Source organism: Microbacterium cremeum (assembly GCF_015277855.1).
Lineage (GTDB): Bacteria > Actinomycetota > Actinomycetes > Actinomycetales > Microbacteriaceae > Microbacterium > Microbacterium cremeum.
Genome location: NZ_CP063812.1, coordinates 3502005 through 3526409, shown reverse-complemented (window position 1 = coordinate 3526409; position 24405 = coordinate 3502005). Strand labels below are relative to the sequence as shown.

Sequence of the window (24405 nt, the reverse complement as noted above, 5' to 3'; positions counted from 1 at the left end):
CCGCGGCGCGCCGGCTCAGCCTGCAGGCCCCGGGTCAGTCGCCCGACCAGCCGCACATGCCGCACTCGCCGGTCGCCGAGACCTCGACGAAGCAGTTCGGGCACATCGCGCGCTGACGCTCCGGGATCGTGGGCTTCGCGGGCCGCCGCTCGGCGGCCGGGCGCGGTGCGCGCGTGCCGCCGCGCGGCGGGGCGACGGATGCCGCGGGCCGGCGCTCGATGACCGGCCGGTGCTCGGCGCAGTAGAACCGCACGTAGCCGTCGTGGTTCTTGGGATGACGGTGCTTGTAGGCCCACAGCTCGGTGCGCGGGCGGGGCTCGGAGTCGGCGCCGCAGGCGAAGCAGCGCGTCGGGTCGCCCGGCACGACATCGGCGACGAGCACGAGCGTGTCGAACGGGATGGCATCGCGCCAATCCGACGAGGCGACGATCTTCACGGCGGTTCCTCCCAGCTGTGCGGGCCGAAGCCGGCCCGACATTCCAAGGTAAGCGACGCACGCGGCATCCGGAACCGAGACGCCGTCCGTTCACCAGCCCGAACCGGAGTGTTGGGGGCGATGGAGCGGGGGTCGACGGGGATCGCTGCGACGTCGGCGGGCGCACATAGGCTGGCGCGATGAGCACGGACGTCCGCATCGGTCCCGACGAGGTCGCGCGCTGCGCGTGGGTCGGCGACGACCCCGAGTACCGCCGCTACCACGACGACGAGTGGGGCACGCCCCTGCACGGCGACCGGCCCCTGTTCGAGAAGATGAGCCTCGAGGGGTTCCAGGCGGGCCTGTCGTGGATCACGATCCTCCGCAAGCGGCCGCGGTTCCGCGAGGTGTTCGCGGGTTTCGACCCCGAGGCGGTCGCCCGGTTCGGCGATGCCGACGTCGAGCGATTGATGACGGATGCCGGGATCATCCGCAACCGCGCGAAGATCCTGGCCACGATCGGCAATGCCCGGCTCGTCGTCGAGATGGCACCGGGCGAGCTCGACGAGCTGATGTGGTCGTTCGCCCCGGTCGCCGGCCGCCGTCCGCGCGCGCTCGCCGAGGTTCCGGCCACGACGCCGGAGTCCGACGCGATGAGCAAGGCGCTGCGGGCACGCGGCTTCCGCTTCGTCGGCTCGACGACGATGTACGCGCTGATGCAGTCGACCGGAATGGTCGACGACCACGTCGAGGAGTGCTGGCGCGCGCGCTGAGACCCGCGCTCAGCCGGTCGCGGGCCGGTCGTCCGTCTCGCCGCTCCCCAGGAACGCCAGTACCGCCGCCACGCGGCGGTGGGTCTCGGCGTCGGCGCCCGACAGCCCCAGCTTCGCGAAGATCGCGTTGATGTGCTTCTCGACCGCCGACTGCGACAGGAACAGCGACCGCGCGATGGATGCGTTCGAGCTGCCCGACGACATCGCGGCGAGCACCTCGAGCTCGCGCGGCGTCAGCTGTGCGAGTGCACGATCCGACGCCGAGGTCTGGCGGTTCAGCAGCGCCTCCACGACCATCGGGTCGATGACGGAGCCGCCCGTGATCACCGCCCGCAGTGCGCGGAGCAGTTCGTCCAGGTCGCCGACGCGATCCTTCAGCAGGTACGCCAGGCCCTGCGTGCCGTCGCGGAAGAGCTCGAGCGCATACAGCGAGTTCGCGTGCTGCGACAGGACGACCACCCCCGTGCCGGGATGCTCGGCGCGGATGGTGCGCGCGACATGGATCCCCTCCATCTGGTGATGAGGCGGCATCCGGATGTCGACCACCGCGGCGTCCGGAGACAGGCGCGACACGGCCTCCAGCAGCTGCTCGCCGTCGCCGACGGAGGCCACCACGCGGACCTCGCCCGAGGCCTCGAGCAGCTGCCGCGTGCCTTCGCGCACCAGGAAGTGATCGTCGGCGATCGCGACCTCGATCATCGGGCGCCTCCCCTCGGCCGGGCCGGCAGCTGGGCGCGCACCGTCGTGCCCGCGCCCGGCGCGGAGTCCACCGACATCGAGCCGCCGAGTGCCGTGAACCGATCCGCCAGGCCCACCAGCCCGTGCCGGTGCACGCGGGCCGGGTCGAACCCGACGCCGTCGTCGGCGACGGTCAGCGAGAGTCCGGAGCGGTCGCACGACAGCTCGACGCGCGCGTGCGAGGCGCCGGCGTGCTTGAGCACGTTCGTGAGCGCCTCGACGACGAAGAAGTAGGCGGCGCCCTCGATGTCGTCGTCGAACCGGGCGCCTCGAAGCCCCGGTCCGACCGACAGCCGGATGTCGACGGGCAGCCGGTCGCATCGGTCCTCGACCGCCGCCACGAGCCCTCCGTCGGTGAGCACCGACGGGTGGATCCCCTGAGCGAGCTCGCGCACCTCGCGCAGCACCCCTTGCACCTCGTGCTGCAGCTCGATGAGGATCTCCTCGTCGAGACTGCCGGTGCGGACGCGGGCGCGTGCGAGGCCGAGCTTGGCCACCAGCGACACGAGCTCCTGCTGCGCGCCGTCGTGCAGATTGCGCTCGATGCGGCGACGCTCGGCCTCCTGCACCTGCACGATGCGGCCGGCCAGTCGCCGGTTGGCGACGAGCAGTGCGGACTGCTGCCCGAGCGCGCTGATGAGACGGATGTCGCGGTCGGAGAGACGCCCCGTGAGCTTCGGGCCGCAGCGGATCTCGCCCACCCGCGTGCCGTCGCTGCCGAGCGGAAGCGTGAGCGCGGTATCGGCTGACGGGGTGCCCGCGGTCCCCTCCGGGCCCGGCGGGATCCGCACCGCCACCCAGCGCAGGCGCACGGCCGAGCGAACCAGCTGGGCCAGCCGTGCGGCGACCTGCTCGTCATCCTGGTCGTCCGGGCTGCCGGCATCGAGCACCGCTGCCGGCCGCGCGCCGAACACCCAGCGATCGGCGATCGTCCGCAGCCGCTCACGGAGCGGCTGGAAGCCGAAGGCGAGCACGGCCGTGACCGCGATGGCGACCTCGACCGGCAGGCCCGCGCCGGCGGTCACGCCCAGGCCCGTCACGACCACGGCGTACACCGCCAGGATGCCGAGCGAGAGCGCGCCGTAGATGAACGACTTGCGCATGACCGCTTCGGAGTCGAGCCACGTCGGCGGCTCGAGCGCGACCAGCAGCGACAGCGGGATGAGCGGTATCGCGAACGTGCTGAGCGTGATCGCGAGATCGCCGTGCTCGGGGGCGTCCGCGCCGAGGATCGGCTGGACGAGGAACGGCACCAGCCCGACCGCGAGGGCCGCGCCGCCGCCGAACAGCACCCAGCGGATCTGCGTGCGGTGCTCGAGCGACTCGTGGCGGTACCGGACGACGAGGGCGACGATGGCGGCCGCCACGACGGCGTAGAGCATCTCGCGCATCGAGGCGGTGAACGGCGCCAGGAACGCCAGGGCGGGCACATGCACGGGGTTGGCGATCGGCGGCAGCTCGCCGTACGCGATGCGGTCGACCAGCACGTCCTCGTGCGAGAGCAGTGCGATCAGCATCGGCAGCGGCAGGAACCACAGCGCGCGCACGAGACGGCGCTGCAGACGCGTCCGGGCGATGCACGACGGGAAGAGGCCGATCGCCACGGCGAAGCACGCCAGACCCCACGTGACGATGAGCGCCTCGCCGGTCAGGGCCCACGGCATCCATTCCTCCGCACCGTACGCCGCGTACCGCGCCTTGAGGAGCACCTCGAGCGGTGCCGCGAACCCCGGCCCGAGGATCGACCCGAGCAGCACGAACGCGCCGGCGCGGTGTCCTCCCGCGAACAGCACGATCCCGACCACGAGGAACGGGATCGGGACGACCAGCAGGTAGAGCAGCATCAGCCACGGCAGCGGCCGCTCGTAGAGCACGGCGAAGAGGGCGGCGGTCACGGCCGACACCGCGACCGCCGTCAGCCCCCAGATCAGGCTCCGCACGGCAGGTCGCCCCACGGTGCCATCTTCCGGCCAACCGAGGGCCGCGTCTACCGTGCGCACCGCACCGCAGACGTGCGGTGCACCTCACCTCCGCGGGTGGCCTGCATCCTGTCGCGACGTGCCGCGCGGTTCGTACCGTGGGCTCGATCGCGAATGAGCGCGGTCACGATCGAGGGGGTCCTCATGCGCAAGGTGTTCTTCGTCGTCAGCCTGCTGGCGATCGCGGTCGTCGCGGTGCAGTACTACCTGGCGGCCGTGGGGGTGTTCTCGGGCTCGCACGACGGCTTCGTCTTCCACGGCACGTCGGGGCGCATCGTCGCGCCGATCGTCTTCCTGCTGCTGATCGTGACGGCCGCTCTCGCGCGCGCCGGCAAGAAGACGATCTGGCTCACGGTCCTGATGCTCGGCCTGCTGGTGATGCAGACGCTCATCTTCGTCTTCACCGGGCTCATCTTCGGCGTCGGACCCGACACGCCGAACCCGCCCGTCGCGGCGATCCTGACGGTGAGCCTGCACGCCCTCAACCCGATGTTCATGATCTGGGTCGGCGTCGTCATCGCCCTGCGTGCGCGGCGGCTGGCCTTCCCGGGCGCGGGTGCCGCGCCTGACGGCGCAACGGCGACGGATGCCGAAGCAGCAGTGTCGCCGGCACTCGATCGGCCCGCCGGCCCGCCGCCGACGTCATGAGCGAGCAGCTGCGCATCTGGGCGGGGGTCACCGGGTTCATGGCGGCGGCGGCCCTGGTCGCCCTCGTGCTCTTCTTCGCACTCGCGCGGCCCTTCGGCGCGGAGCAGCGCCAATGGTCGTGGCTCGGGCCGGTGAACGACTGGCTCATGGTGCTCTCGGCCGGGCCGTGGATCGTCGCGACCGTGCTCGTGGCGGTGCGGGCGCACCTCGACGGCGCGTGGTGGATCCTCTCGGGCGCGGTGATCGTGGGGATCGCCGCGATGGCGGTCGTGACCCTGACGATGCTGGCGGGACGCACGGGCCTCGGTCTTCAGGTCGCTGTCACGCTCCCCGCGACCGTCCTGGCCTTCACCTGGGCGGCGGTCGCGACGTACGCCGCGGCGCGCCGGGCCGTGGTGCCCGACGGCGTCGCGACGCTGGCGCTCGTGCTCCTGATCGCCCTCGTGGCCGGCGGCGCCGTCGTCGCGATCTCGTTCCTCGTGCCCGAGGGTCCCGTGCGCACCGCGCTGTGGGTGCTCGGCGGCGTGCCGGCCGGCCTGGCCTGGATCGGCTATCCGGCCCTGTGGCTGAGCATCGCGGCGACCGCGAGGTGAGGTCGCGATGAGTTCTGCCGTGCTGCAGCTGCTCTGGGGAGCAGTGGTGCTGGCGGCGGCCGCGACCTGGGCCCTGCTGGCTGTGCGGCTGGGGAGGACGGACGGGCGGGGGAGCGCGTCCCGCACCCGCGGCGCGCGGTCGGCCCGGCCGGGGCCCGGGGACTGGGGCCTGGTGGCGGCGGGGGCGGCACTGCTCGCGGCGCGCGGGGGGATCGTCGCAGCGCTGGCGGCGGCATCCGTCGTCTTCGTCCAGGACCGGGCATGGGGCCTCGCGCTCTCGGCCGTGACGGCGGTCGCCGCGGTCGCCGCGATCGCGCTGCGGCTGCGCGTCGGGCCGGCGTTCGCCGGCGGTGCCGCCGTGGCTGCCGGCGCCGAGCTCATGCTCGTCGTCGTGGTGGGCGCGCCTGTGCCGCTGTGGGCGGGGCTCGCCGTCACGGCGGCCGTCGTGGCGGCGACCGTCGTGTGGGCGTTCGTGCGGCTCGGCACGGGCCGTCGTCCGCTCGCCGCGACGATCGCGGCCGCCACAGTGGCTGTCGCGGCGCTCGCCGCCGTCGGGGTGGGGGTCGTGGGCCGGGGCGCGCTGGCCCAGGAGGGCTTCCAGACGCACGGGCACGGCGCCGCCCCCGGCACGGCGGCCGCCGATGCCGTGGCGCCCCCGGCGACGCCTCCGTCGATCCCGGTGTCGCAGCTCGCGGGCGAGCCCGACGCGGGTGCCCCTCGCGTCTCGGTCGTTCTGCGGGCGCAGCGGCAGACGATCGACCTCGGCGCGGGCGCCGCCGTCGAGGCGTGGACGTTCGGCGGCCTCGCGGGTCCTGCGATCGTCGCGACCGAGGGCGACGTGCTCGACGTGACCCTCGAGAACGTCGACGTCGAGGCCGGTGTGACGGCGCACTGGCACGGGTATCCGGTGCCGGCGGCGGCGGACGGCGTCGCCGGAGTGACGCAGGATGCCGTGCGCCCCGGCGAGTCGTTCCGCACCGCCTTCACGCTGACGCGGCCGGGGACGTACTGGTACCACACGCATCAGCGCGGCTCGGAGGGCGTCGTGCGCGGGCTCTACGGCACCCTCGTGGTGCAGCCGGCGGGCGGCCAGGCCGAGGACGTCGACGTGGTGCTGCCGGTGCACACGTTCGGTCGCACCGTGGTGCTCGGCGACAGCGCCGGCGAGCAGCGCACCACGGCCCGCGAGGGCCAGTCCGTGCGGGTGCGCCTGATCAACACCGACCAGCAGCCGCAGCGGTTCACGGTCGCGGGAGCGCCGTTCCGGGTGCTCGCGCTCGACGGCGCCGACGTCGAGACCCACGAGGCGCGCGACGCCGCGGTCGAGGTACCGGCGGGCGGGCGGGTCGACATCGGATTCCGGATGCCGCAGGCCGCCGTCGCGGTGCGGGCCGCGGCATCCGGCACCGCCGCCATGGTGTTCGCGACCGGCGACTCGCCCGCGCCGGCGGCTGCGGCGAAGGACGGCCGGGCGTTCGATCCGCTCACGGACGTGACCGCGTCGGCGCCGCCCGATGCGGCCACCGCCGCTGCGATCGCGCGCGCAGCGGCATCCGGCGGCTTCGATGTGGACGAGACGTACGCGCTCGACCGCCTCCCGCGTGTGGTGGGCGGAGTGCCGCAGTATGCGTACACGGTGAACGGCGCGGTGTATCCGTTCGTGCCGTCGACGGTGGTGGGCGAAGGCGACGTGGTGCGGCTCACGGTGGTCAACCGCGGGTTCGAGACGCATCCGATGCATCCGCACGGCCATACCGTGCGGGTGCTCGCGGTCGACGGTGCGGCGCCGGCGTCGCCGCTGTGGCTCGACACGTTCGACGTCGGCCCGGGTGAGGTGTGGGAGGTCGCGTTCGTCGCCGACAACCCGGGCATCTGGATGGATCACTGCCACAACCTCGAGCACGCTGCGCTCGGGATGGTGATGCACATCGCCTACCGCGGCGTGTCGACCCCGTTCGCGCACGGCGGGCCCGCCGGGAACGCGCCGGAGTGACGCTGGCGCCGCGGGACGCTCGCAGGTCGTCCGCGCTCTTGACGCGTGATGCGTGATGCATGATGCTTGATGCATGCGCACGACGGTGACCATCGACGACGACGTCCTCGCGGCGGCGAAGCAGTTCGCCGACGCCCGCGGCCTGACCCTCGGCGAGGCGCTGTCGCAGCTCGCGCGGGCCACCCTCACCGAGCGCCGCCGCTATGGCGGCACGCGCAACGGCATCGTGCTGCTGCCGGCTCCCGCCACCGCGGCCAGCGGCGAGATCGAGGACGTCAACGCCCTCCGGGACGAGCCGTGACGCGGCACCTGCTCGACATCAACGCCGTCATCGCGCTCATCGATCCGCTGCACGTCAACCACGACCGGGCCCACCGGTGGTTCGCGTCGCGGGGCGGGGCGATCTGGCACACCAGCCCCACCGTGCAGAACGGCGTCGTGCGCGTGGTCAGCCACCCCAAGTACCCGAACAGCCAGCCGGCCCCGGTGGTGCTCGCGAGCCTGGCGAGCCTGTCGGCCCGCGAGGACCACGCGTTCCTCGCCGACTCGGTGAGCCTCCTCGACAGCTCGGTCCACACCGAGCGCCTGCTCGCGAGCTCTCAGGTGACCGATACGTACCTCCTCCATCTCGCCGCGTCGAACGACGCGATGCTCGCGACCTTCGACACGCGCATCGTGACCTCGGTGGTGCCGTCGGGGGCGACGGTGGTCTTCGCGATCCCGTAGCCGAGCGCACGGGCCCATGCGGCGGAATGAATCACGGATGCCGTCGGTTCCTGTTCGCGGAGGACCACATGGATTACGGCCACGCGCTCGAGTTCGGCGCGTTCATCACCCCGTCCGCTGCCGCTCCCGACGCGCCCGTCCTGCTGTCGCAGGTCGCCGAGGCATCGGGACTCGACCTCGTCACGTTCCAGGACCACCCCTACCAGCCGGCGTTCCTCGACACGTGGACGCTCATGTCGTTCGTCGCGGCCCGGACCGACAGCATCCGCATCGCCCCCAACGTGCTCAACGTGCCGCTGCGTCCGCCCGCCGTCGTGGCGCGCGCCGCGGCGAGCCTCGACCTGCTGTCGGGCGGCAGGTTCGAGCTCGCGCTCGGCGCGGGCGGGTTCTGGGATGCGATCGAGGCGATAGGCGGCACGCGCCTCACGCCCGGCCAGGCGGTGACCGCACTCGAGGAGGCCGTCGACCTCATCCGCGAGCTGTGGCGCACCGACGAGCGGCGCGGCGTCTTCACCGACGGCCGCCACCACCGCGTGCACGGGGCGAAGCGCGGCCCCCGGCCCGCACACGATCTGCCGATCTGGATCGGCGCCTACAAGCCGCGCATGCTCTCGCTCACCGGACGCAAGGGCAACGGCTGGCTGCCGTCGCTCGGCTACCTGAAGCCCGGGGACCTCGCCCGGGGCAACGCCGCGATCGACGAGGCGGCCGCCTCGGTCGGCCGCGACCCGCGCGAGATCCGCCGGCTGCTCAACGTGGGGCAGCTCGCGGCCGACCCGAACGAGTTCGCCGAACGGCTGGCACGCCTCGCGCTCGACGACGGCATCGGGACGTTCATCCTCGCGGGCGACGACCCGCGCCTGCTGCAGACCTTCGGCGAGGAGGTCGCGCCGGCGGTGCGCGAGCTCGTGGCCCGCGAGCGCGGATCCCGCGGCACGGCCGAGGCCCCGGTCCGCTCGGCGGCCGCGCTGGCCGCACGCCGCGCGGGCATCGCCTACGACGACGTGCCCGCAGGGCTCCACGCCATCGAGCCGGGCGACTTCGAGTACGGCGACGTGCGCGCCACCTACATGCGCGGGGGAGCTCCGGGCATCGTGCTGCAGCCCGACTCGCCGCAGCAAGTGGCCGACGCGCTCGCGTTCGCGCGGAGGCATCCCGAACTGCCGCTCGCGGTGCGCAGCGGCGGCCACGGCATCAGCGGCCGCAGCACGAACGACGGCGGCATCGTGATCGATCTGCGCCGCCTCGACGACATCGAGGTGCTCGACGCGACCCGGCGGCTCGTGCGGATCGGCCCGGGAGCCCGGTGGATGCAGGTGGCGGCGGCACTCGGCGAGCACGGCTGGGCACTGAGCTCGGGCGACTACGGCGGCGTGGGCGTCGGCGGCCTCGCGACGGCGGGCGGCATCGGGTTCCTCGCGCGCGAGCACGGCCTCACCCTCGACCACCTCCGCGCCGCCGAGGTCGTGCTGGCCGACGGCTCGATCGTGCGAACGGATGCCGAGCACCACCCCGACCTGTTCTGGGCGGTCCGCGGAGCCGGCGCCAACATCGGCATCGTGACGGCCTTCGAGTTCGAGGTCGACGAGGTCGGTGACGTGGGGTGGGCGCAGCTGGCGTTCCAGGTCGACGACCTCGCCGGGTTCCTGCAGGGCTACGGGCGCATCGTCGAGGCCGCGCCGCGCGATCTCACGCTGTTCCTGCTCGCCGGCGGGCCGCGTCCCGGCCAGCCCCAGGTCGTGCAGTTGTACGGCGTGGTCGACTCCGACGACCCCGACACGATCATCGCGCGCCTGCAGCCCTTCGCCGAGCTCGCGCCGCTCGTGCAGCAGTCGGTGCAGCTCGTGCCGTACGCGCAGGTGATGGCGAACGCCGACCTCGGCCCGCAGCACGGCGCCGGAGAGCCGCACTCGCGCTCCGGGCTGATCGAGCACGTCACACCGGAGTTCGCGAACGCGGCGGCACGCATGGTGCAGTCGGGTGCCATCCCGTTCTTCCAGCTGCGCGCGGTCGGCGGTGCGGTCGCCGACGTCCCCGAGGACGCCACGGCGTACGCCCACCGGTCGGCGGGCTTCTCGGTCGTCGCTCTCGGCTCGAACGCCGATCGTCTCGACGCGCAGTGGCAGACGCTCGCCGATCACGTGCGCGGCATGTACCTGAGCTTCGACTCGTCGCAGCGCCCCGAGCGCATCGCCGAGGCGTTCCCGCCCGCGACGCTCGCACGCCTGCGCCGGATCAAGGGTCAGTACGACCCGACGTGCGTGTTCCGCGACAACTTCGCGATCGAGCCCGCCGCCGACGCCGCCTGACGCGTTTCGTCTCGCTCGTTCCTCGCTCGCTCAACGACCGGCCCTCGCTCGGCGAAACGCGTCGCCCCTCGGTCGTCGAGCGAGCGGAGCGTCGCCCCCGGTCGTTGAGCGAGCGAAGCGAGACGAAACGCCCCGGCCCTCGGTCGTTGAGCGAGCGGAGCGAGACGAAACGCCCCGGGCGGCACCAGCGCATCGAGCAGGATTCAGGAAGCGGGATGTCCGCGTCGACCGGCAGACTTGTCGCCATGCCTGACACCCACCCGCACATCGCCGACTCGCACGAGGTCATCCGTGTGATCGGAGCCCGTGAGAACAACCTCAAGAACGTCTCGGTAGAGATCCCCAAGCGCCGGCTGACCGTGTTCACCGGGGTCAGCGGCTCAGGCAAGTCGTCGCTCGTGTTCGGCACCATCGCCAACGAGTCGCAGCGCCTCATCAACGAGACCTACCCGACGTTCGTGCAGCAGTTCATGGGGCAGCTGAGCCGCCCCGAGGTCGACGGGCTCGAGAACGTCAGCCCCGCGATCATCGTCGACCAGGAGCGCATGGGGTCCAACGCGCGGTCGACCGTGGGGACGGCGACCGACGCGCATGCGATGCTGCGGATGCTGTTCAGCCGGCTCGGGCAGCCGCATGTCGGGTCGCCGCAGGCCTTCTCGTTCAACATCCCCTCGGTGTCGGGCGCCGGCGCCATGACCGTCGAGAAGGGCGGCAGGAAGGTCGAGGAGCGGCGCAGCTTCGAGATCACGGGCGGCATGTGCCCGCGATGCGAAGGACTCGGCGAGGCGAGCGAGATCGACCTCGACGAGCTGTACGACAAGACCAAGTCGCTCGCCGAGGGCGCGCTCACCATCCCCGGCTACAACGTCGACGGCTGGATGGTGAAGGGGTTCACCGAGTCCGGCTTCGTCGACCCGCGCAAGCCCATCCAGGACTACTCCGAGCAGGAGCTCGCCGACTTCCTCTACAAGGAGCCGACGAAGGTCAAGATGTCGGGCATCAACATGACCTACGAGGGTCTCGTGCCCAAGATCACGAAGTCGATGCTGCAGAAGGACCGCGATTCGCTGCAGCCGCACATCCGGGCGTTCGTCGATCGCGCGGTGAAGTTCACGGCATGCCCCGACTGCGGCGGCTCGCGCCTGAACGAGGGCGCCCGGTCGTCCAAGATCCGGGGGATCAGCATCGCGGATGCGGCGGCCATGCAGATCTCGGATCTCGCGGACTGGCTCGCCACGATCGACGAGCCCGAGGTGGCCCCGCTCATGGCGGGCCTGCGGCAGACGATCGCGTCGTTCGTGGAGGTCGGACTCGGCTACCTGTCGCTGGACCGCTCGTCGGGCACGCTGTCGGGAGGCGAGGCGCAGCGCACCAAGATGATCCGCCACCTCGGCTCGGCGCTCACCGACATCACGTACGTGTTCGACGAGCCCACCGCGGGTCTGCACCCGCACGACATCGCGCGCATGAACGACCTGCTGCGCCAGCTGCGCGACAAGGGCAACACCGTGCTCGTGGTCGAGCACAAGCCCGAGGTGATCGAGATCGCCGACCACATCGTCGACCTCGGTCCCGGGGCCGGCCGCGCCGGGGGCGAGGTGCAGTACGAGGGCGATGTCGCGGGGCTCCGCGCCTCGGGCACGATCACGGGCCGCCACCTCGACGACCGCGCCCGGCTGAAGCCGGCGACGCGCGACCCGAAGGGCGTCCTCGAGATCCGCGGTGCGAACCAGCACAACCTCAAGGACGTCGACATCGACATCCCGCTCGGCATCCTCACCGTCGTGACGGGCGTCGCGGGGTCGGGCAAGTCCTCGCTCATCCACGGCAACGTGCCCGCGTTCGACGACGTCGTCGTCGTCGACCAGTCGCCGATCAAGGGCAACCGCCGCAGCAGCCCCGCGACCTACACGGGCCTGCTCGACACCATCCGCGCCGCGTTCGCGAAGGCGAACGGCGTCAAGCCGGCGCTGTTCAGCGCGAACTCCGAGGGCGCGTGCGTCGCGTGCCGCGGCCTCGGAGTGATCATCACGAACCTCGGGTTCACGCAGACCGTCGAGACGCTGTGCGAGGTGTGCGACGGCAGCGGGTTCTCGGACGAGGTGCTCGAGTACCTCCTCGACGGCAAGAACATCGCCGAGGTGCTCGCGATGACGGCGGCCGAGGCATCCGTCTTCTTCACCAAAGGACCGGCCCACACGACGCTCAGCCGCATGATGGACGTCGGACTCGGCTATCTCACGCTCGGCCAGGCGCTGAACACGCTGTCGGGGGGTGAGCGCCAGCGGTTGAAGCTCGCCATCTCGATGGCGAAGAAGGGCGCGATCTACGTGCTCGACGAGCCGACGACCGGCCTGCACCTCGCCGACGTCGACAACCTGCTCGGGATGCTGGACCGCCTCGTCGACGCGGGCAACAGCGTCATCGTCATCGAGCATCACCAGGCCGTGATGGCGCACGCCGATCGCATCATCGACCTCGGGCCCGGCGCCGGTCACGACGGTGGCGAGATCGTGTTCCAGGGCACGCCCGCCGACCTCGTGGCGAACGGCGACTCGCTCACCGCGAAGCATCTGCGCGAGTACGTCGGCGGCTGACCCCTCGGCCCCGCGCGCCCGATGGGGGATTGTCCCCATGGGGCGTGCGGCGTGCACGCACTAGCCTCGTCGAGGGGAGTGGACCGTTCGCCGCGGGACTCCGGGTTAGGCTGTCACTACCCCCCTCTCTTGCGAGCACCCGGCCTTCGGCCAGGTGCTCCGTCGCACCGCACGATGACGCCCAGAGGAGGCCCAACTCGCATGAGGTCGTTCACCTGGCTCCGGTCGCGCCCGCGCACGCTCGCGTCGGCCGGCGCGGTGACCGCAGCCGCGGTGACTCTCACGACGATGGCCTTCGTGTATCAGGGGCTCCCGACGACCGAGGTCGACCTGCACGACGGCGGGGTGTGGGTGACGAAGCAGTCGAGCCTGCTCGTGGGCCACTTCAACCACGAGTCGAAGGTGCTCGACGGCGGCCTGCGCACCACGGGCGACGAGTACGACATCCTGCAGTCCGGCGGCACGGTCCTCGTCGTGGACGAGGGGTCCTCGAGCGTCACCGTCGTCGACCCGGCCATGGTCGCGCTCGCCGAGGCGGCGAACGTCCCGGCCGGCGCGAAGGTGACCCTCGGCGGGTCGACGGTGTCGATCCTCGACCGCGCCTCGGGCGACCTGTGGGTCGTCGGCGCGGCCGCGATGGGGTCGTTCCAGATCGAGGGCACCGACCCGGCCGTCAACGTCGGCAAGGGGGCGGATGCCGCGGTCGGCGTGGACGGCCGCGTCCACGCCGTCTCGCTCGAGAGCCGCGAAGTCGTCACCCTGACGCTCCAGGAGGACGGGACCCCCTCCGAGCCGCAGCGGACGGCTCTGTCCGACCTCCCGAAGGACGCCGAGGTGTCGATCTCGGCGGTGGGCCATCGTCCCGTCGTGCTCGACGCGTCGACGGGAACCGTCTACGCCGACGGCAGGGCGGTCGTGGTCGAAGGCGCCCGGAGCGCCGTGCTGCAGCAGCCCGGCGCGGACTCCGACGCGGCGACGCTGTCGACGGCTGCCGCACTCGTGCGCGTGCCGTTCGACGGGTCCGATCCGACCGTGGTCGAAGCCGGCCCCGACGGTGCGCCCGCCGCCCCGGTCTGGCTCGAAGGCTGCGCCTACGGTGCCTGGAGCGCCTCCGCGCGGTTCGTGCGCGACTGCCCCGGCGACGACGACGACCTCACGAGCGACATCGAGGGCGTGGAGCCGACGTCGGTGCTGCAGTTCCGCGTGAACCGCGACGTCATCGTGCTCAACGACATCGTCGGCGGCGCGACGTGGATGGCTGCCGAGAGCATGCAGCGCGTCGACAACTGGGACGAGATCACGCCGCCCGAGGGCGAGACCGAGGAAGACGAGGAGACCACCGAGGAGACGGTCGAGACGACCCTCCCGGAGCGCTCCGAGGTCAACACGCCTCCGATCGCCACCGACGACGACCTGGGCGTGCGGCCCGGCCGCACCACGATCCTGCCGGTGCTCGACAACGACAGCGACCCCGACGGCGACGTGCTCACCTCGCGCGTGCTCGACGGCGGGCCGTCCATCGGCGAGATCCAGTCGATCGACAACGGCCGCGGTCTGCAGATCGCGGTGCCCGAGGACGCGAGCGGCGCGGGATCCTTCTCGTACGAGATCTCGGACGGCCGCGGCGGCACCGACACCGCGTCGGTCTCGCTCGTCGTACGCCCCTGGGACGTCAACGACGCCCCCACGCAGAAGCGCGTCACGACGATCGCCGTGGAGTCCGGCGGCACCGTGACCTACAACGTGCTGCCGGACTGGATCGACCCCGACGGCGACGACGTCTTCCTCGCCTCGGTCACCCCCGCCGAGGGCGACGAGGCCGACTTCACCTCCGACGGGCGCATCACGTACCGTGCGGTGGGCGGCACGCAGGGCCGCAAGGACGTCGCGATCACGGTGTCGGACGGCACCGACATGGCGGTGGGCACCGTCAGGTTCGACGTGCGTCCGGTGGGCTCGATCGAGCCGGTGACCAACGCCGACTACGTCGCGGTGCGGGTCGGCCAGACGGCGACCGTCGCGCCGCTCGCGAACGACGTCGGAGCCGGTCGTGAGCCGCTGCGGCTGGCGCGCGTCGACGAGGTGACCGGTGCCGAGGTGGTGCCCGACTACCCGAACAAGACGTTCACGTTCACCTCTGCCACTCCCGGGACGTACTACGTGCAGTACCTCGTGGCGGCGGGCACCGGCGGCGTGCCGGGTCTCGTGCGGATCGACGTCCTGTCGGAGGGCGAGACCAACCTGCCGCCGGTGGCCGTGCGCGATGTCGCCCTGCTGCCCGCGGGCGGCGAGGTGCTCGTGAACGTGCTGTCGAACGACTCCGACCCCTCGGGCGGCATCCTCGTCGTGCAGTCCGTGACGGTCGAGCCGAACTCGGGCATCGCGGTGGCCGTGCTGGGCCATGAGACGCTGCGCATCAGCGACCAGGCCGCACTGTCGGAGCAGGTGCGCATCTCGTACCGCATCTCGAACGGCGCGCAGTCCGCCGAGGGCGACGTGATCGTCATCCCGATCCCCGCCCCGTCGCAGCTGCGGCCGCCGGTCGCGAACGACGACCAGGTGGTCGTACGGGCGGGCGACGTCGTGACGATCCCCGTGCTCGAGAACGACTACCACCCGAACAACGACGTCATCCACGTCGCGCCCGACCTCGTGCCCCCGCTCATCACGCGCGACAAGGGCGAGATGTTCGTCTCGCAGGACGCCGTGCGCTTCCGCGCGTCGGACGAGCCGGGCACCGTGTACGCCACGTACGAGGTCGTCGACAGCACCGGGCAGAAGGATGCCGGGTACATCACGATCCAGGTCCTCCCGGTCAATCCCGAGAACAACGCCGCCCCGCGGCCCCGCGACCTCACCTCGCGCGTGCTCGCGGGCAGCCGCGTGCGGATCCCGGTGCCGCTGGATGGCATCGACGCCGACGGCGACTCGGTGAGCCTGGTCGGCCTCGCATCGGCCCCCGAGAAGGGCCGCATCGCCGAGACCGGCTCGAACTACCTGGAGTACGAGGCCTTCGACGACACGGCAGGCGTCGACACGTTCCGGTACCGCGTGCGGGACCGGCTCGGCGCCGAGGCCACTGCATCGATCCGCATCGGCATCGCGCCGCCCGAGAGCGTCAACCAGGCGCCGTACGCGGTCAAGGACGCCGTCGTCATGCGCCCCGACCGGCGGGTGGCCGTGCCGGTGCTCGCGAACGACTCCGACCCGGACGGCGACGAGTTCGGCCTGGTCCGAGACGGCCTGATCCTCCCCGATGTGCCGGGCCTCTCGGCCAAGGTGGACGGGAACCGCGTCATCGTCTCCTCTCCGGGCGAGCCGGTCGAGACATCGCTGCAGTACACGATCCGCGACGCCCGCGGGGCGGAGGCCAAGGCGGTGCTGCAGATCACCGTCGCCGAAGACGTCCCGCTGCAGCGGCCCATCGCCCGCGACGACTACGTGCGCGCGCAGGACGTCGAGGAGGGGACCGCCGACATCGAGGTGCTCGCCAACGACGAAGACCCCGACGGCACCATCGAGGACCTCGACGTCGCCGTGAGCGAGTCCACGGCCCGCGTGCTCGCCGACGGCAGGGTCCGCGTCACCCTCGGCGACGAGAACCGTCTCGTCACCTACACCGTCACCGACCGCGACGGCAACAAGGCATCCGCGTTCATCCACGTCCCCTCGCTCGCATCGCTGCCGCCGACGGTCGTGACGACGGCGCCGATCGAGGTCGCCAGCGGCGAGACCGTCGAGATCCCGCTGGCCAAGCACGTGCGTGCGGCCGGCGGCGGCACGGTCGTCATCACCGAGGCCGCCAAGGTGACGGCCGCCCACCACGACGGCTCATCGCTCGTGAAAGACCAGACGACGCTGCTGTACACGTCGGCCACCGGCTATTTCGGTCCGGATGCGATCACCTTCGAGGTCACCGACGGCACCGGCCCCGACGACCCGAAGGGCCGCAAGGCGACGCTCGTGCTGCCCATCACAGTGCTTCCGCCCGAGAACCAGCAGCCGTCGTTCGTGACCGGTCAGGTGGATGTCGCGCCCGGGGAGGACCCGGTGACGCTGGACCTGCTCGGCCTCACGACCGATCCCGACGTCGAAGACCTGGATGGCATGCGCTACGAGATCGTCGGAGGGTCGCCCGCCGGGATGTCCGCGTCGGTGGACGGGCAGGATCTGCGCGTCAGCGCTGCCGCCGACACCAGGAAGGGCACGGCCGGAACGCTCCGCCTCCGGATCGACGACGGCACCACCGAACCCGTCGAGGGGATCGTCAACGTGCGCGTCATCGCCTCGACGCGCGAACTGCCGACGGCGAACGACGACATCGTGCCCGAGGCGCACCAGGGCAAGGTCACGACCGTCCCCGTGCTCGCGAACGACGTGAACCCGTTCCCCGAGACCCCGCTGAAGGTCACGACCGCGCTGGTCGAGACCGGTCGGGGTACGGTCGACGTCGCCGGCAGCGAGGTGCGCGTGACCCCGGACGACTCGTTCTTCGGGACGATGGTGGTGCGCTATCGCGTGCAGGATGCGACGGGCGACCCCGACCGCGAGGTCGAGGGCCGGATCCGCCTGACCGTGCAGGGCAAGCCCGACGCGCCGGGCACGCCGACGGTCTCGAGCGTCCAGGACCGCACGGTCGTGCTCGCGTGGACGCCGCCGGCCAACAACGGCGCCGAGATCGAGCGGTACCTGGTGTCGTCGACGGCGGGCAACTACGAGAAGGTGTGCCTCGCCACGACCTGCACGCTCGACGGCCTCACCAACAACGTCGAGTACAACTTCACGGTGGTCGCCGAGAACCGCGTCGGCCCGTCCGAGCCCTCGGCGCCGTCCGAGACCGCGCGCCCGGATGCGCGCCCCGACACCCCGGAGCCTCCGACGCTGGTGTTCGGCGACCGCAGCCTCACCGTCACGTGGAAGACCCCGCCCACCCCCGGTTCGCCGGTGGAGTCGTTCAATCTCGAGATCTCGCCGGCGCCGCCGTCGGGCATCGGCCAGAAGACCCTGGTGACCGGCAACTCACTCGTGTGGGACGGGCTCGAGAACGGCACGTCGTACCAGGTGCGGGTCCAGGCCGTGAACCGCGCGCCCGAGCCGTCGAGCTGGAGCGCGTGGTCGCTCAGCGAGATCCCCGCCGGGCCTCCGGCCGCGCCTGCGGCGCCGACCACCTCCCGGCTCGAGCCGGTGGGATCCCAGGCGCAGATCCAGGTCTCGTGGGCCAGGCCCGCAGAGAACGGCGCCCCGATCTCGGGGTACCAGCTCGACGTGCTGCGCGGGTCGAGCCTGGTCAACTCCATCCCGGTGGCGGCGGGCCAGACGAGCCAGGCGGTCGTCGTGGACACCTCCACCACCGACTACACGTTCCGCGTGCGCGCGCAGAACAAGGCCGGCTGGGGCGAGTTCAGTCCGAACTCCGCGCCGCAGCGCGCGTTCACGCCGCCCGGAGCGCCGACCAACGTGACTCTGCGGGAAGGCGATCGCATGGTCACGGTCAGCTACCAGCCGGGTCCGCTCAATGGCGCGAACCAGTCGGAGGTGAGCTACCAGGTCTCGCTGAACAACGCCGGGTGGCAGGCGCTGCCGGGCAACGGGCAGATCGGCGGACTGGCGAACGGCACGGACTACACCGCTCGCGTGCGCGCGGTGTCGAACGTCGGGGGAGCCAGCGAAGCGGGGGCGGCGTCGGCGCCGTCGAACACCGTCAGGCCCTACGGCCCGGTGCGCGACCCCGGCGTCAGCGCGCAGCGCGAGGGCACGAGCGTCCGCGTCAGCTGGAGCGCGCCGGCCGAGAACGGGCGCCCCATCACGCAGATGCAGATCCGCATCGACGGCGGCGGCTGGCAGAACGTCGCCATGAACGGCAACAGGCTCGTCGGCAACGGGTACGACGAGCGCCACACGATCGACGTGCGCGCCTACGACTCCGTGGGCCAGGTCTCGCGCGTGGTGTCCGATGCCGCGACCACCGCACCCCGGCCGCAGCCGCGCGTCTGGGTGACCAAGGGCTCGTTCGTCCCCGGCTGCTCGACGAACTCGCTCGGCAACGGCTGCCACAAGTACGTGGTCAACACCGCGAACTTCAACGGCGGCTCGTACCGCATCGAGTGCCACGACGTGGGCGGCTACTTCGCCAACAACGCGGGCTACCCGGTGAACATCCCGTCGAACGGGTCCATCGAGCTCGACTGCTACAACGGCTACGCCGGCCCGCACTACGTGCGGATCATCGGCGGCAATCCCGAGTGGAGCGAGCGCGCCACCTGGTAGCGGCCGCATCCCCCTCCCGTGCCCACCCCTCCCCAGAAACGAGAGACCCGCGACATGACGATGACCCCCGAGCAGGCAGCCTGGTTCCAGGGCACGTTCGCGCGCCTGGTCGACAACGTCGACCAGGCCCTCATGGGCAAGCGCGAGGTGGTCGGCCTCGTGCTCTCGGCGATGCTCGCCGAGGGCCACGTGCTCCTCGAGGACGCCCCCGGAACCGGCAAGACCAGCCTCGCGAAGGCGCTCGCGGCGACGGTGCAGGGCACGAGCAGCCGCATCCAGTTCACGCCCGACCTGCTGCCTTCCGATGTCACCGGCGTCACGATCTACGACCAGGCGGCTCACCGCTTCGAGTTCCACCGCGGACCGGTGTTCGCCTCGATCGTGCTCGCCGACGAGATCAACCGCGCGTCGCCCAAGACGCAGTCCGCGCTGCTGGAGGTCATGGAGGAGTCGCGGGTCACCGTCGACGGCGTGACGCACGAGGTCGGCCGGCCCTTCCTCGTGATCGCCACGCAGAACCCGATCGAGCAGGCCGGCACGTACAAACTCCCCGAGGCGCAGCTGGACCGGTTCCTGGTGAAGACGTCGATCGGCTACCCCGACCTCGCGGTCGCCGAGCGCATCCTCGCGGGCGCCGCCGACCGCAACCCGTCCGCCCACCTGCCGGCGATCATCACGACGGGTGCCGTCGCCGACATGGCCGACCTCGCCGCGAGCGTGCACGTCGACCCGGCGGTGCTGCGCTACACGGCGCAGCTCGCCGAGGCCACGCGTGAAGACCCGGCGACACGCCTGGGCGTCTCGGTGCGCGGCTCGCTCGCCATGATCCGCCTCGCCAAGGTGTTCGCCGCCGCGCAGGGCCGTCACTTCGTGCTGCCCGACGACGTCAAGGCGCTCGCCGGTCCCGCGTGGACGCACCGCATCGTGCTCGACCCCGAGGCCGAGTTCGCGGGCACCTCTGCCGAGACCATCATCGCGCGCGTGCTCGAGTCGGTGTCGGCGCCGCAGGCGAGGTCCGCCGCCTGATGACGACGGACGCACTCGGAGCGGCGGCCACGGCAGCCGACCGCCGCGCGTGGCTCGCGGAGCACGCGGGCCCTGCGCTGCGCGCGCTGCGCGGCGTGCTCGCCGTGGTGCGTCCGGTCGCATGGGTGCTGATCGCCGCGGCGATCGTGCTGTGGGTGTTCGGCAACATGCTCGGATGGTGGGAGCTCACCGTCGCGGCGGTCGTGGTGACCACCGTGCTCGTGCTGTGCGTGCTGTTCCTCATCGGACGCACCGCGTACGACGTCACGCTCGACCTCAACCGCACCCGCGTGGTCGTGGGGGAGCGGGCAGTCGGCGCACTGACGCTCGCCAACACCGGAGCCCGCGCCATCCTCCCCTCGCGCGTGCTGCTGCCGGTGGGTTCCGGACGCGGCGTGTTCGACATCCATCGTCTCGCCCCCGGCGACTCGGCCGAGGAGCTCTTCGCGATCCCGACGTCGCGTCGTGCCGTCGTCAAGGTAGGCCCGGTGAGCGTCGTGCGCGGCGATCCGCTCGGGCTCTTCGAGCGGGTCCACCGCCGCGATCAGCCCGTCGACCTGTTCGTGCACCCGCGGACGGTGAACTTCGACGGGCAGTCGCTCGGGTTCCTCCGTGACCTCGAGGGCCTTCCCGCCACCGACCTGTCGCGCGACGACGTCTCGTTCCACGCCTTGCGCGAGTACCAGCCCGGCGACGACCTGCGGCACGTGCACTGGAAGTCGACCGCGCGCACCGGTGACGTCATGATGCGGCAGTACGAGGAGACGCGCCGCTCCCACTTCGTGATCGGTCTCACGACGAACCCCGCCGACTACCGCGACGACGAGGAGTTCGAGCTGTCCATCTCGGCCGCGGGCTCGCTGGGCCTGCGCGCCCTCCGGGACTCCCAGCGCGTCGAGGTGCGGGTGCAGCAGCGCCTGCTGCCGTCGGCGACCGGCAAGCAGTTCCTCGACTCGCTGTCGGCCCTGTCGCATTCCGGCGCCCGCGCGGGCCGCATGGTCGACCTCGCGGGCGTGGTCGCCGCCACCCTTCCGACGGCGAGCGTCGTCGTGCTGGTGTGCGGCAGCCGCGTCGACGCCAACGATCTGCGCGCCGCGTGCAGCCGGCTCCCGTTCGGAGCTCGCGTGCTGGCCGTCGTCGCCGAGAGCGGCGCGGCGCCGTCGCTGCGACGGATCGGCGAGGCCAACGTCGTGACGGTCGGCGCCCTCGACCAGCTCGCGGGGGCCCTGCGGAAGGTGCTGGCATGACCGCTCCGGCTCCGGCTCCGGCTCCCACCCGCACCTCCGCCGCGGCGGTCTCGCTGCCGCTGCGCCGCTGGGTCGCCGACCTCTCGGCCGTGATCCTGCTCCTGACCGTTCCCATCGTCGGCTTCCAGCCGACGTTCGACAGCCCGGGCTATCTGGTGACCGCGTTCGGCGCGCTCCTGCTCGGCGTCGCGCTCGGCGTGCTCGGCACGCTGCTGCGCTGGGGCATCCTGCTGCTGGCGGGCGCCACGGTGGTCGCGTACTTCCTGTTCGGCGGTGCGCTCGCGCTGTCGCACACCGCCGTGGCAGGAGTCGTCCCGACCCTCGAGACCCTGCGGCAGCTGGCCCTCGGCTCCGTCGAGTCGTGGAAGAAGCTGCTCACGACCGTCGCCCCGGTGTCGTTGGCCGACGGGCACCTCATCGTGCCGTTCCTGCTGGCGCTCGTCGCGGGCGTGCTCACGACGTCGCTGGCTCTGCGCGCCCGCCACGCGGCGTGGTCGCTGCTGCCTGCCGCGGGGTTCCTGGCCGTCGAGATCGCGCTCGGCACGTCGCAGCCGTTCGTGCCGGTGGTGCAGGGCATCGCGTTCGGCCTGATCGCGGTCGTGTGGCTCGCGCTCCGCCAGGCGTGGCTGCCGCACGTGGCGGCGGTCTCGGTCGGCGAGCGGGCCTCGTCGACCCGTTCGGCGGCCGTCCGGCGCACGCTGATGGGGGCCGCGGTGATCGCGCTCGCGGTCGTCGCCGGGGTCGCCACGAGCGCGTTCGCCGCGCCGTCGTCGCCGCGCTACGTGCTGCGGGACGTGGTCATCCCGCCGTTCGACATCCGCGAGTTCCCGAGCCCGCTGCAGTCGTTCCGCGCGCTGGTGCGCGACTACCCCGACGACACGCTCTTCACAGTGTCGGGCCTGCCCGAGGGGGCCCGGGTGCGTCTGGCCACGATGGACGCCTACAACGGCACCGTGTACAACGTCTCGGACGAGGGCGCCGGCTCGTCCAGCGCCTTCTCGCCCGTGCGCACGAGCATGTCTGCCGGTGCCGAGGGCACGCCGGCGACGCTGCACGTCGAGATCGGCGCGTTCGAGGGCGTGTGGATGCCGGATGCCGGCGCCGTGCAGGGAATCACGTTCGACGGCGACCGGGCCGACGACCTGCGCCGCACCGCGCACTACAACGAGTCGACGTCGACCGCCGTGGTCACGGCCGGCCTCGCCGAGGGCGATTCGTACACGCTCGAGAGCGTCATCCCCGAGGTGCCGAGCGACGAGGCGCTGGCCGACGTGGCGTTCGCGCCGCTGTCGCTGCCAGACCAGAAGGGCGTGCCGCAGGACGTCGCCGACGTCGCCTCGACGGCCGTGGCCGACGCCACGAGCCCCATCGAGCAGGTGCGGGCGCTGCAGACGATGCTGTCGGAGGGCGGATACTTCAGCCACGGGCTCGAGGGCCAGCCGCTCTCGCGCGCGGGCCACGGCGCCGAGCGCATCATGACTCTCCTCGGCTCTGACCAGATGGTCGGCGACGACGAGCAGTACGCCACGGCGATGGCGCTCCTCGCTCGCGAGATCGGGATCCCGGCGCGCGTCGTGATGGGGTTCTATCCCGACGAGGAGCAGCAGGGTCAGCCGGTGTTCGCCGCGAACGGCGACACGCTGCACGCGTGGGTCGAGGTCGCTTTCGACGGTCACGGCTGGGTGCCCTTCGACCCGACGCCACCCGAAGACCAGGTGCCCAGCGACCAGACCACGAAGCCTCGCGCCGACCCCAAGCCCCAGGTGCTCCAGCCGCCGCCCCCGCCGCAGGAGCCGGTCGACCTGCCGCCGACCATGACCGACGACAGCGGGTCGGACGACGACGAAGGCTTCGACGCCGCCCTGCTCTGGATGATCGTGACGATCGGCCTGGGCAGCCTCGGCATCCTGTTCGTGCTCCTCGCCCCGTTCGTCGTCATCGGCGCGCTCAAGGCGGCGCGCCGCCGCCAGCGCCGGTCGGCGCAGCGAGCCTCCGACCGCATCAGCGGCGGCTGGGACGAGCTGGTCGACCGCGCCGCGGACTACGGCGCGCCGGTGCGGCCGGGCGGCACGCGGCGCGAGGAGGCCGGCGTCCTGAGCGCCGCGTTCGCCGAGCCGCGCGTGGCGACTCTCGCCACGCGCGCCGACACCGAGGTGTTCGGGCCGGCCGAGCCGACGACGGCCGACGTCGAGGAGTTCTGGACCCAGGTCGACGAGATCGTCGGCGGCATGGGCCGCGGCCGGTCGTGGTGGCGCCGCCTGCGCGCGCGACTCAGCGTCCGATCGCTCCTCGCGGGCACGCGCTTCGCGCTGCCGCCGCGCAGTCCCCGTCCCCCTGCCGAGCGCGCGACGGCGCGTCGCTCGGCGAACCGGAGTGAACCCGAGCACTCCGGGCCCGCACCGCTGGAGACCGAATGACCGCCTACCCGCCCCCCGCTCCCCGTCCCGCGTCCATCGGGCGCCGGGTGGGCGCCTTCGCGATCGACGTCGCCATCTCGTGCGGGCTGGCCGCCGTCCTCGGCGTCCTCCTCGTCGTCGTCGTGATGGGAAGCAGCGCCCGGCGTGACTACGCCCTCGTCGCGGTCGTCGCGATCATCTCCTACGCGGTGCTGGCTGCCTGCCTCCTGGCGTGGTGGCTCGTGTACTCCGCGATGCAGGGCGGGCGCGGCTCGATCGGCCAGCGAGCGCTCGGACTGCGCCTGCACGACGCGTCGGCGCCGCAGCCCATCGGCTTCTGGCGTGCGGTGCTGCGCAATGTGGTGTGGGCTCTGGCAGGGTCCATCGTCGTGGGGTACTTCACGCCGCTCTTCGACTCGAGCCCGCGCCGCCAGGGCTGGCACGATCTGGCCGCGCGCGCGACGGTGGTCGACGCGCGAGGGATGACGAAGGATGCCGCAGCCGCGGCATCCGCGATGCACGCCGTGAACCCGTATGTCGCCGCGCCGGCGCCCGCTCAGCGCCGGCGCCCGCTCACGCTCCTGCGGCCGCCTCGGCGCTCGCGCCCGCGGCGCGGCCCGTGCCCGCGGCGCCCCCGGCGTACGCCGCGCCGCTCGCATCGTCGGCGACGCCCGCGACGGTGCCGGTCATGGTTCCTG

15 protein-coding genes and 1 pseudogene are annotated in these 24405 nt (G+C 72.3%); 13 read left to right on the top strand and 3 right to left on the bottom strand.

Annotated features, from left to right (window positions below; genetic code table 11):
- Positions 1–34 precede the first annotated feature (34 nt).
- The gene (locus IM778_RS15740; RefSeq protein ID WP_194409753.1) at positions 35–436 is read right to left on the bottom strand and encodes a glucose-6-phosphate dehydrogenase; all 402 of its coding nucleotides are present in this window, start codon (positions 434–436) and stop codon (positions 35–37) included.
- Between the two features lie 179 nt (positions 437–615).
- On the opposite strand from IM778_RS15740, the gene IM778_RS15735 reads away from it, so the two are divergent.
- Entirely contained in the window at positions 616–1188 is a 573-nt protein-coding gene (locus IM778_RS15735) for a DNA-3-methyladenine glycosylase I (protein ID WP_194409752.1), read from the top strand.
- A gap of 9 nt (positions 1189–1197) precedes the next feature.
- On the opposite strand, the gene IM778_RS15730 is transcribed toward IM778_RS15735, so the two are convergent.
- Together IM778_RS15730 and IM778_RS15725 are read right to left on the bottom strand one after the other, a co-directional pair.
- Entirely contained in the window at positions 1198–1887 is a 690-nt protein-coding gene (locus tag IM778_RS15730) for a response regulator transcription factor (RefSeq protein WP_194409751.1), read from the bottom strand.
- Positions 1884–3881, bottom strand: coding sequence for a sensor histidine kinase (locus IM778_RS15725; RefSeq protein WP_194409750.1), 1998 nt, complete (start codon positions 3879–3881; stop codon positions 1884–1886). Before IM778_RS15725 ends, IM778_RS15730 begins: the two co-directional genes overlap by 4 nt.
- A gap of 138 nt (positions 3882–4019) precedes the next feature.
- On the opposite strand from IM778_RS15725, the gene IM778_RS15720 reads away from it, so the two are divergent.
- From IM778_RS15720 to IM778_RS17810, 12 genes and pseudogenes are all read left to right on the top strand, one after another.
- Positions 4020–4553, top strand: a complete 534-nt coding sequence (locus IM778_RS15720) for a DUF6220 domain-containing protein (RefSeq protein ID WP_194409749.1) — start codon at positions 4020–4022, stop codon at positions 4551–4553.
- Positions 4550–5146: a hypothetical protein gene (locus IM778_RS15715; protein ID WP_194409748.1), complete on the top strand. Its 597-nt coding sequence runs from the start codon at positions 4550–4552 to the stop codon at positions 5144–5146. Before IM778_RS15720 ends, IM778_RS15715 begins: the two co-directional genes overlap by 4 nt.
- A 7-nt stretch (positions 5147–5153) precedes the next feature.
- Complete coding sequence (locus IM778_RS15710) at positions 5154–7139, top strand: multicopper oxidase family protein (protein ID WP_194409747.1); 1986 nt, start codon at positions 5154–5156, stop codon at positions 7137–7139.
- A 73-nt stretch (positions 7140–7212) separates the two neighbouring features.
- Complete coding sequence (locus tag IM778_RS15705) at positions 7213–7440, top strand: CopG family transcriptional regulator (protein ID WP_194409746.1); 228 nt, start codon at positions 7213–7215, stop codon at positions 7438–7440.
- Entirely contained in the window at positions 7437–7865 is a 429-nt protein-coding gene (locus IM778_RS15700; protein WP_194409745.1) for a PIN domain-containing protein, read from the top strand. The genes IM778_RS15705 and IM778_RS15700 overlap by 4 nt, the downstream gene beginning before the upstream one ends.
- A 68-nt stretch (positions 7866–7933) precedes the next feature.
- Positions 7934–10174, top strand: coding sequence for an LLM class flavin-dependent oxidoreductase (locus IM778_RS15695; RefSeq protein ID WP_194409744.1), 2241 nt, complete (start codon positions 7934–7936; stop codon positions 10172–10174).
- 245 nt (positions 10175–10419) lie between these two features.
- On the top strand, positions 10420–12771 hold the full coding sequence (locus tag IM778_RS15690) for an ATP-binding cassette domain-containing protein (protein ID WP_194409743.1): 2352 nt from the start codon (positions 10420–10422) through the stop codon (positions 12769–12771).
- Positions 12772–12972: 201 nt separating this feature from the next.
- The gene (locus tag IM778_RS15685) at positions 12973–19038 is read left to right on the top strand and encodes an Ig-like domain-containing protein (protein WP_194409742.1); all 6066 of its coding nucleotides are present in this window, start codon (positions 12973–12975) and stop codon (positions 19036–19038) included.
- 54 nt (positions 19039–19092) lie between these two features.
- Positions 19093–20064, top strand: coding sequence for an AAA family ATPase (locus tag IM778_RS15680; RefSeq protein WP_194409741.1), 972 nt, complete (start codon positions 19093–19095; stop codon positions 20062–20064).
- Positions 20064–21311, top strand: coding sequence for a DUF58 domain-containing protein (locus tag IM778_RS15675; RefSeq protein WP_194409740.1), 1248 nt, complete (start codon positions 20064–20066; stop codon positions 21309–21311). The genes IM778_RS15680 and IM778_RS15675 overlap by 1 nt, the downstream gene beginning before the upstream one ends.
- Positions 21308–23728, top strand: a complete 2421-nt coding sequence (locus tag IM778_RS15670; protein ID WP_194409739.1) for a transglutaminase-like domain-containing protein — start codon at positions 21308–21310, stop codon at positions 23726–23728. Before IM778_RS15675 ends, IM778_RS15670 begins: the two co-directional genes overlap by 4 nt.
- Positions 23725–24150, top strand: a pseudogene (locus IM778_RS17810) (RDD family protein); the annotation flags it as partial. The gene IM778_RS15670 and the pseudogene IM778_RS17810, both read left to right, overlap by 4 nt.
- Between the last annotated feature and the right edge of the window lie 255 nt (positions 24151–24405).

Coding starts and splice junctions, on each gene's coding strand:
- IM778_RS15695 (WP_194409744.1), top strand. CDS start 7,934: ATGGATTACGGCCACGCGCTCGAGTTCGGCGCGTTCATCACCCCGTCC.
- IM778_RS15685 (WP_194409742.1), top strand. CDS start 12,973: ATGAGGTCGTTCACCTGGCTCCGGTCGCGCCCGCGCACGCTCGCGTCG.
- IM778_RS15705 (WP_194409746.1), top strand. CDS start 7,213: ATGCGCACGACGGTGACCATCGACGACGACGTCCTCGCGGCGGCGAAG.
- IM778_RS15710 (WP_194409747.1), top strand. CDS start 5,154: ATGAGTTCTGCCGTGCTGCAGCTGCTCTGGGGAGCAGTGGTGCTGGCG.
- IM778_RS15735 (WP_194409752.1), top strand. CDS start 616: ATGAGCACGGACGTCCGCATCGGTCCCGACGAGGTCGCGCGCTGCGCG.
- IM778_RS15730 (WP_194409751.1), bottom strand. CDS start 1,887: ATGATCGAGGTCGCGATCGCCGACGATCACTTCCTGGTGCGCGAAGGC.
- IM778_RS15680 (WP_194409741.1), top strand. CDS start 19,093: ATGACGATGACCCCCGAGCAGGCAGCCTGGTTCCAGGGCACGTTCGCG.
- IM778_RS15715 (WP_194409748.1), top strand. CDS start 4,550: ATGAGCGAGCAGCTGCGCATCTGGGCGGGGGTCACCGGGTTCATGGCG.
- IM778_RS15720 (WP_194409749.1), top strand. CDS start 4,020: ATGAGCGCGGTCACGATCGAGGGGGTCCTCATGCGCAAGGTGTTCTTC.
- IM778_RS15670 (WP_194409739.1), top strand. CDS start 21,308: ATGACCGCTCCGGCTCCGGCTCCGGCTCCCACCCGCACCTCCGCCGCG.
- IM778_RS15690 (WP_194409743.1), top strand. CDS start 10,420: ATGCCTGACACCCACCCGCACATCGCCGACTCGCACGAGGTCATCCGT.
- IM778_RS15675 (WP_194409740.1), top strand. CDS start 20,064: ATGACGACGGACGCACTCGGAGCGGCGGCCACGGCAGCCGACCGCCGC.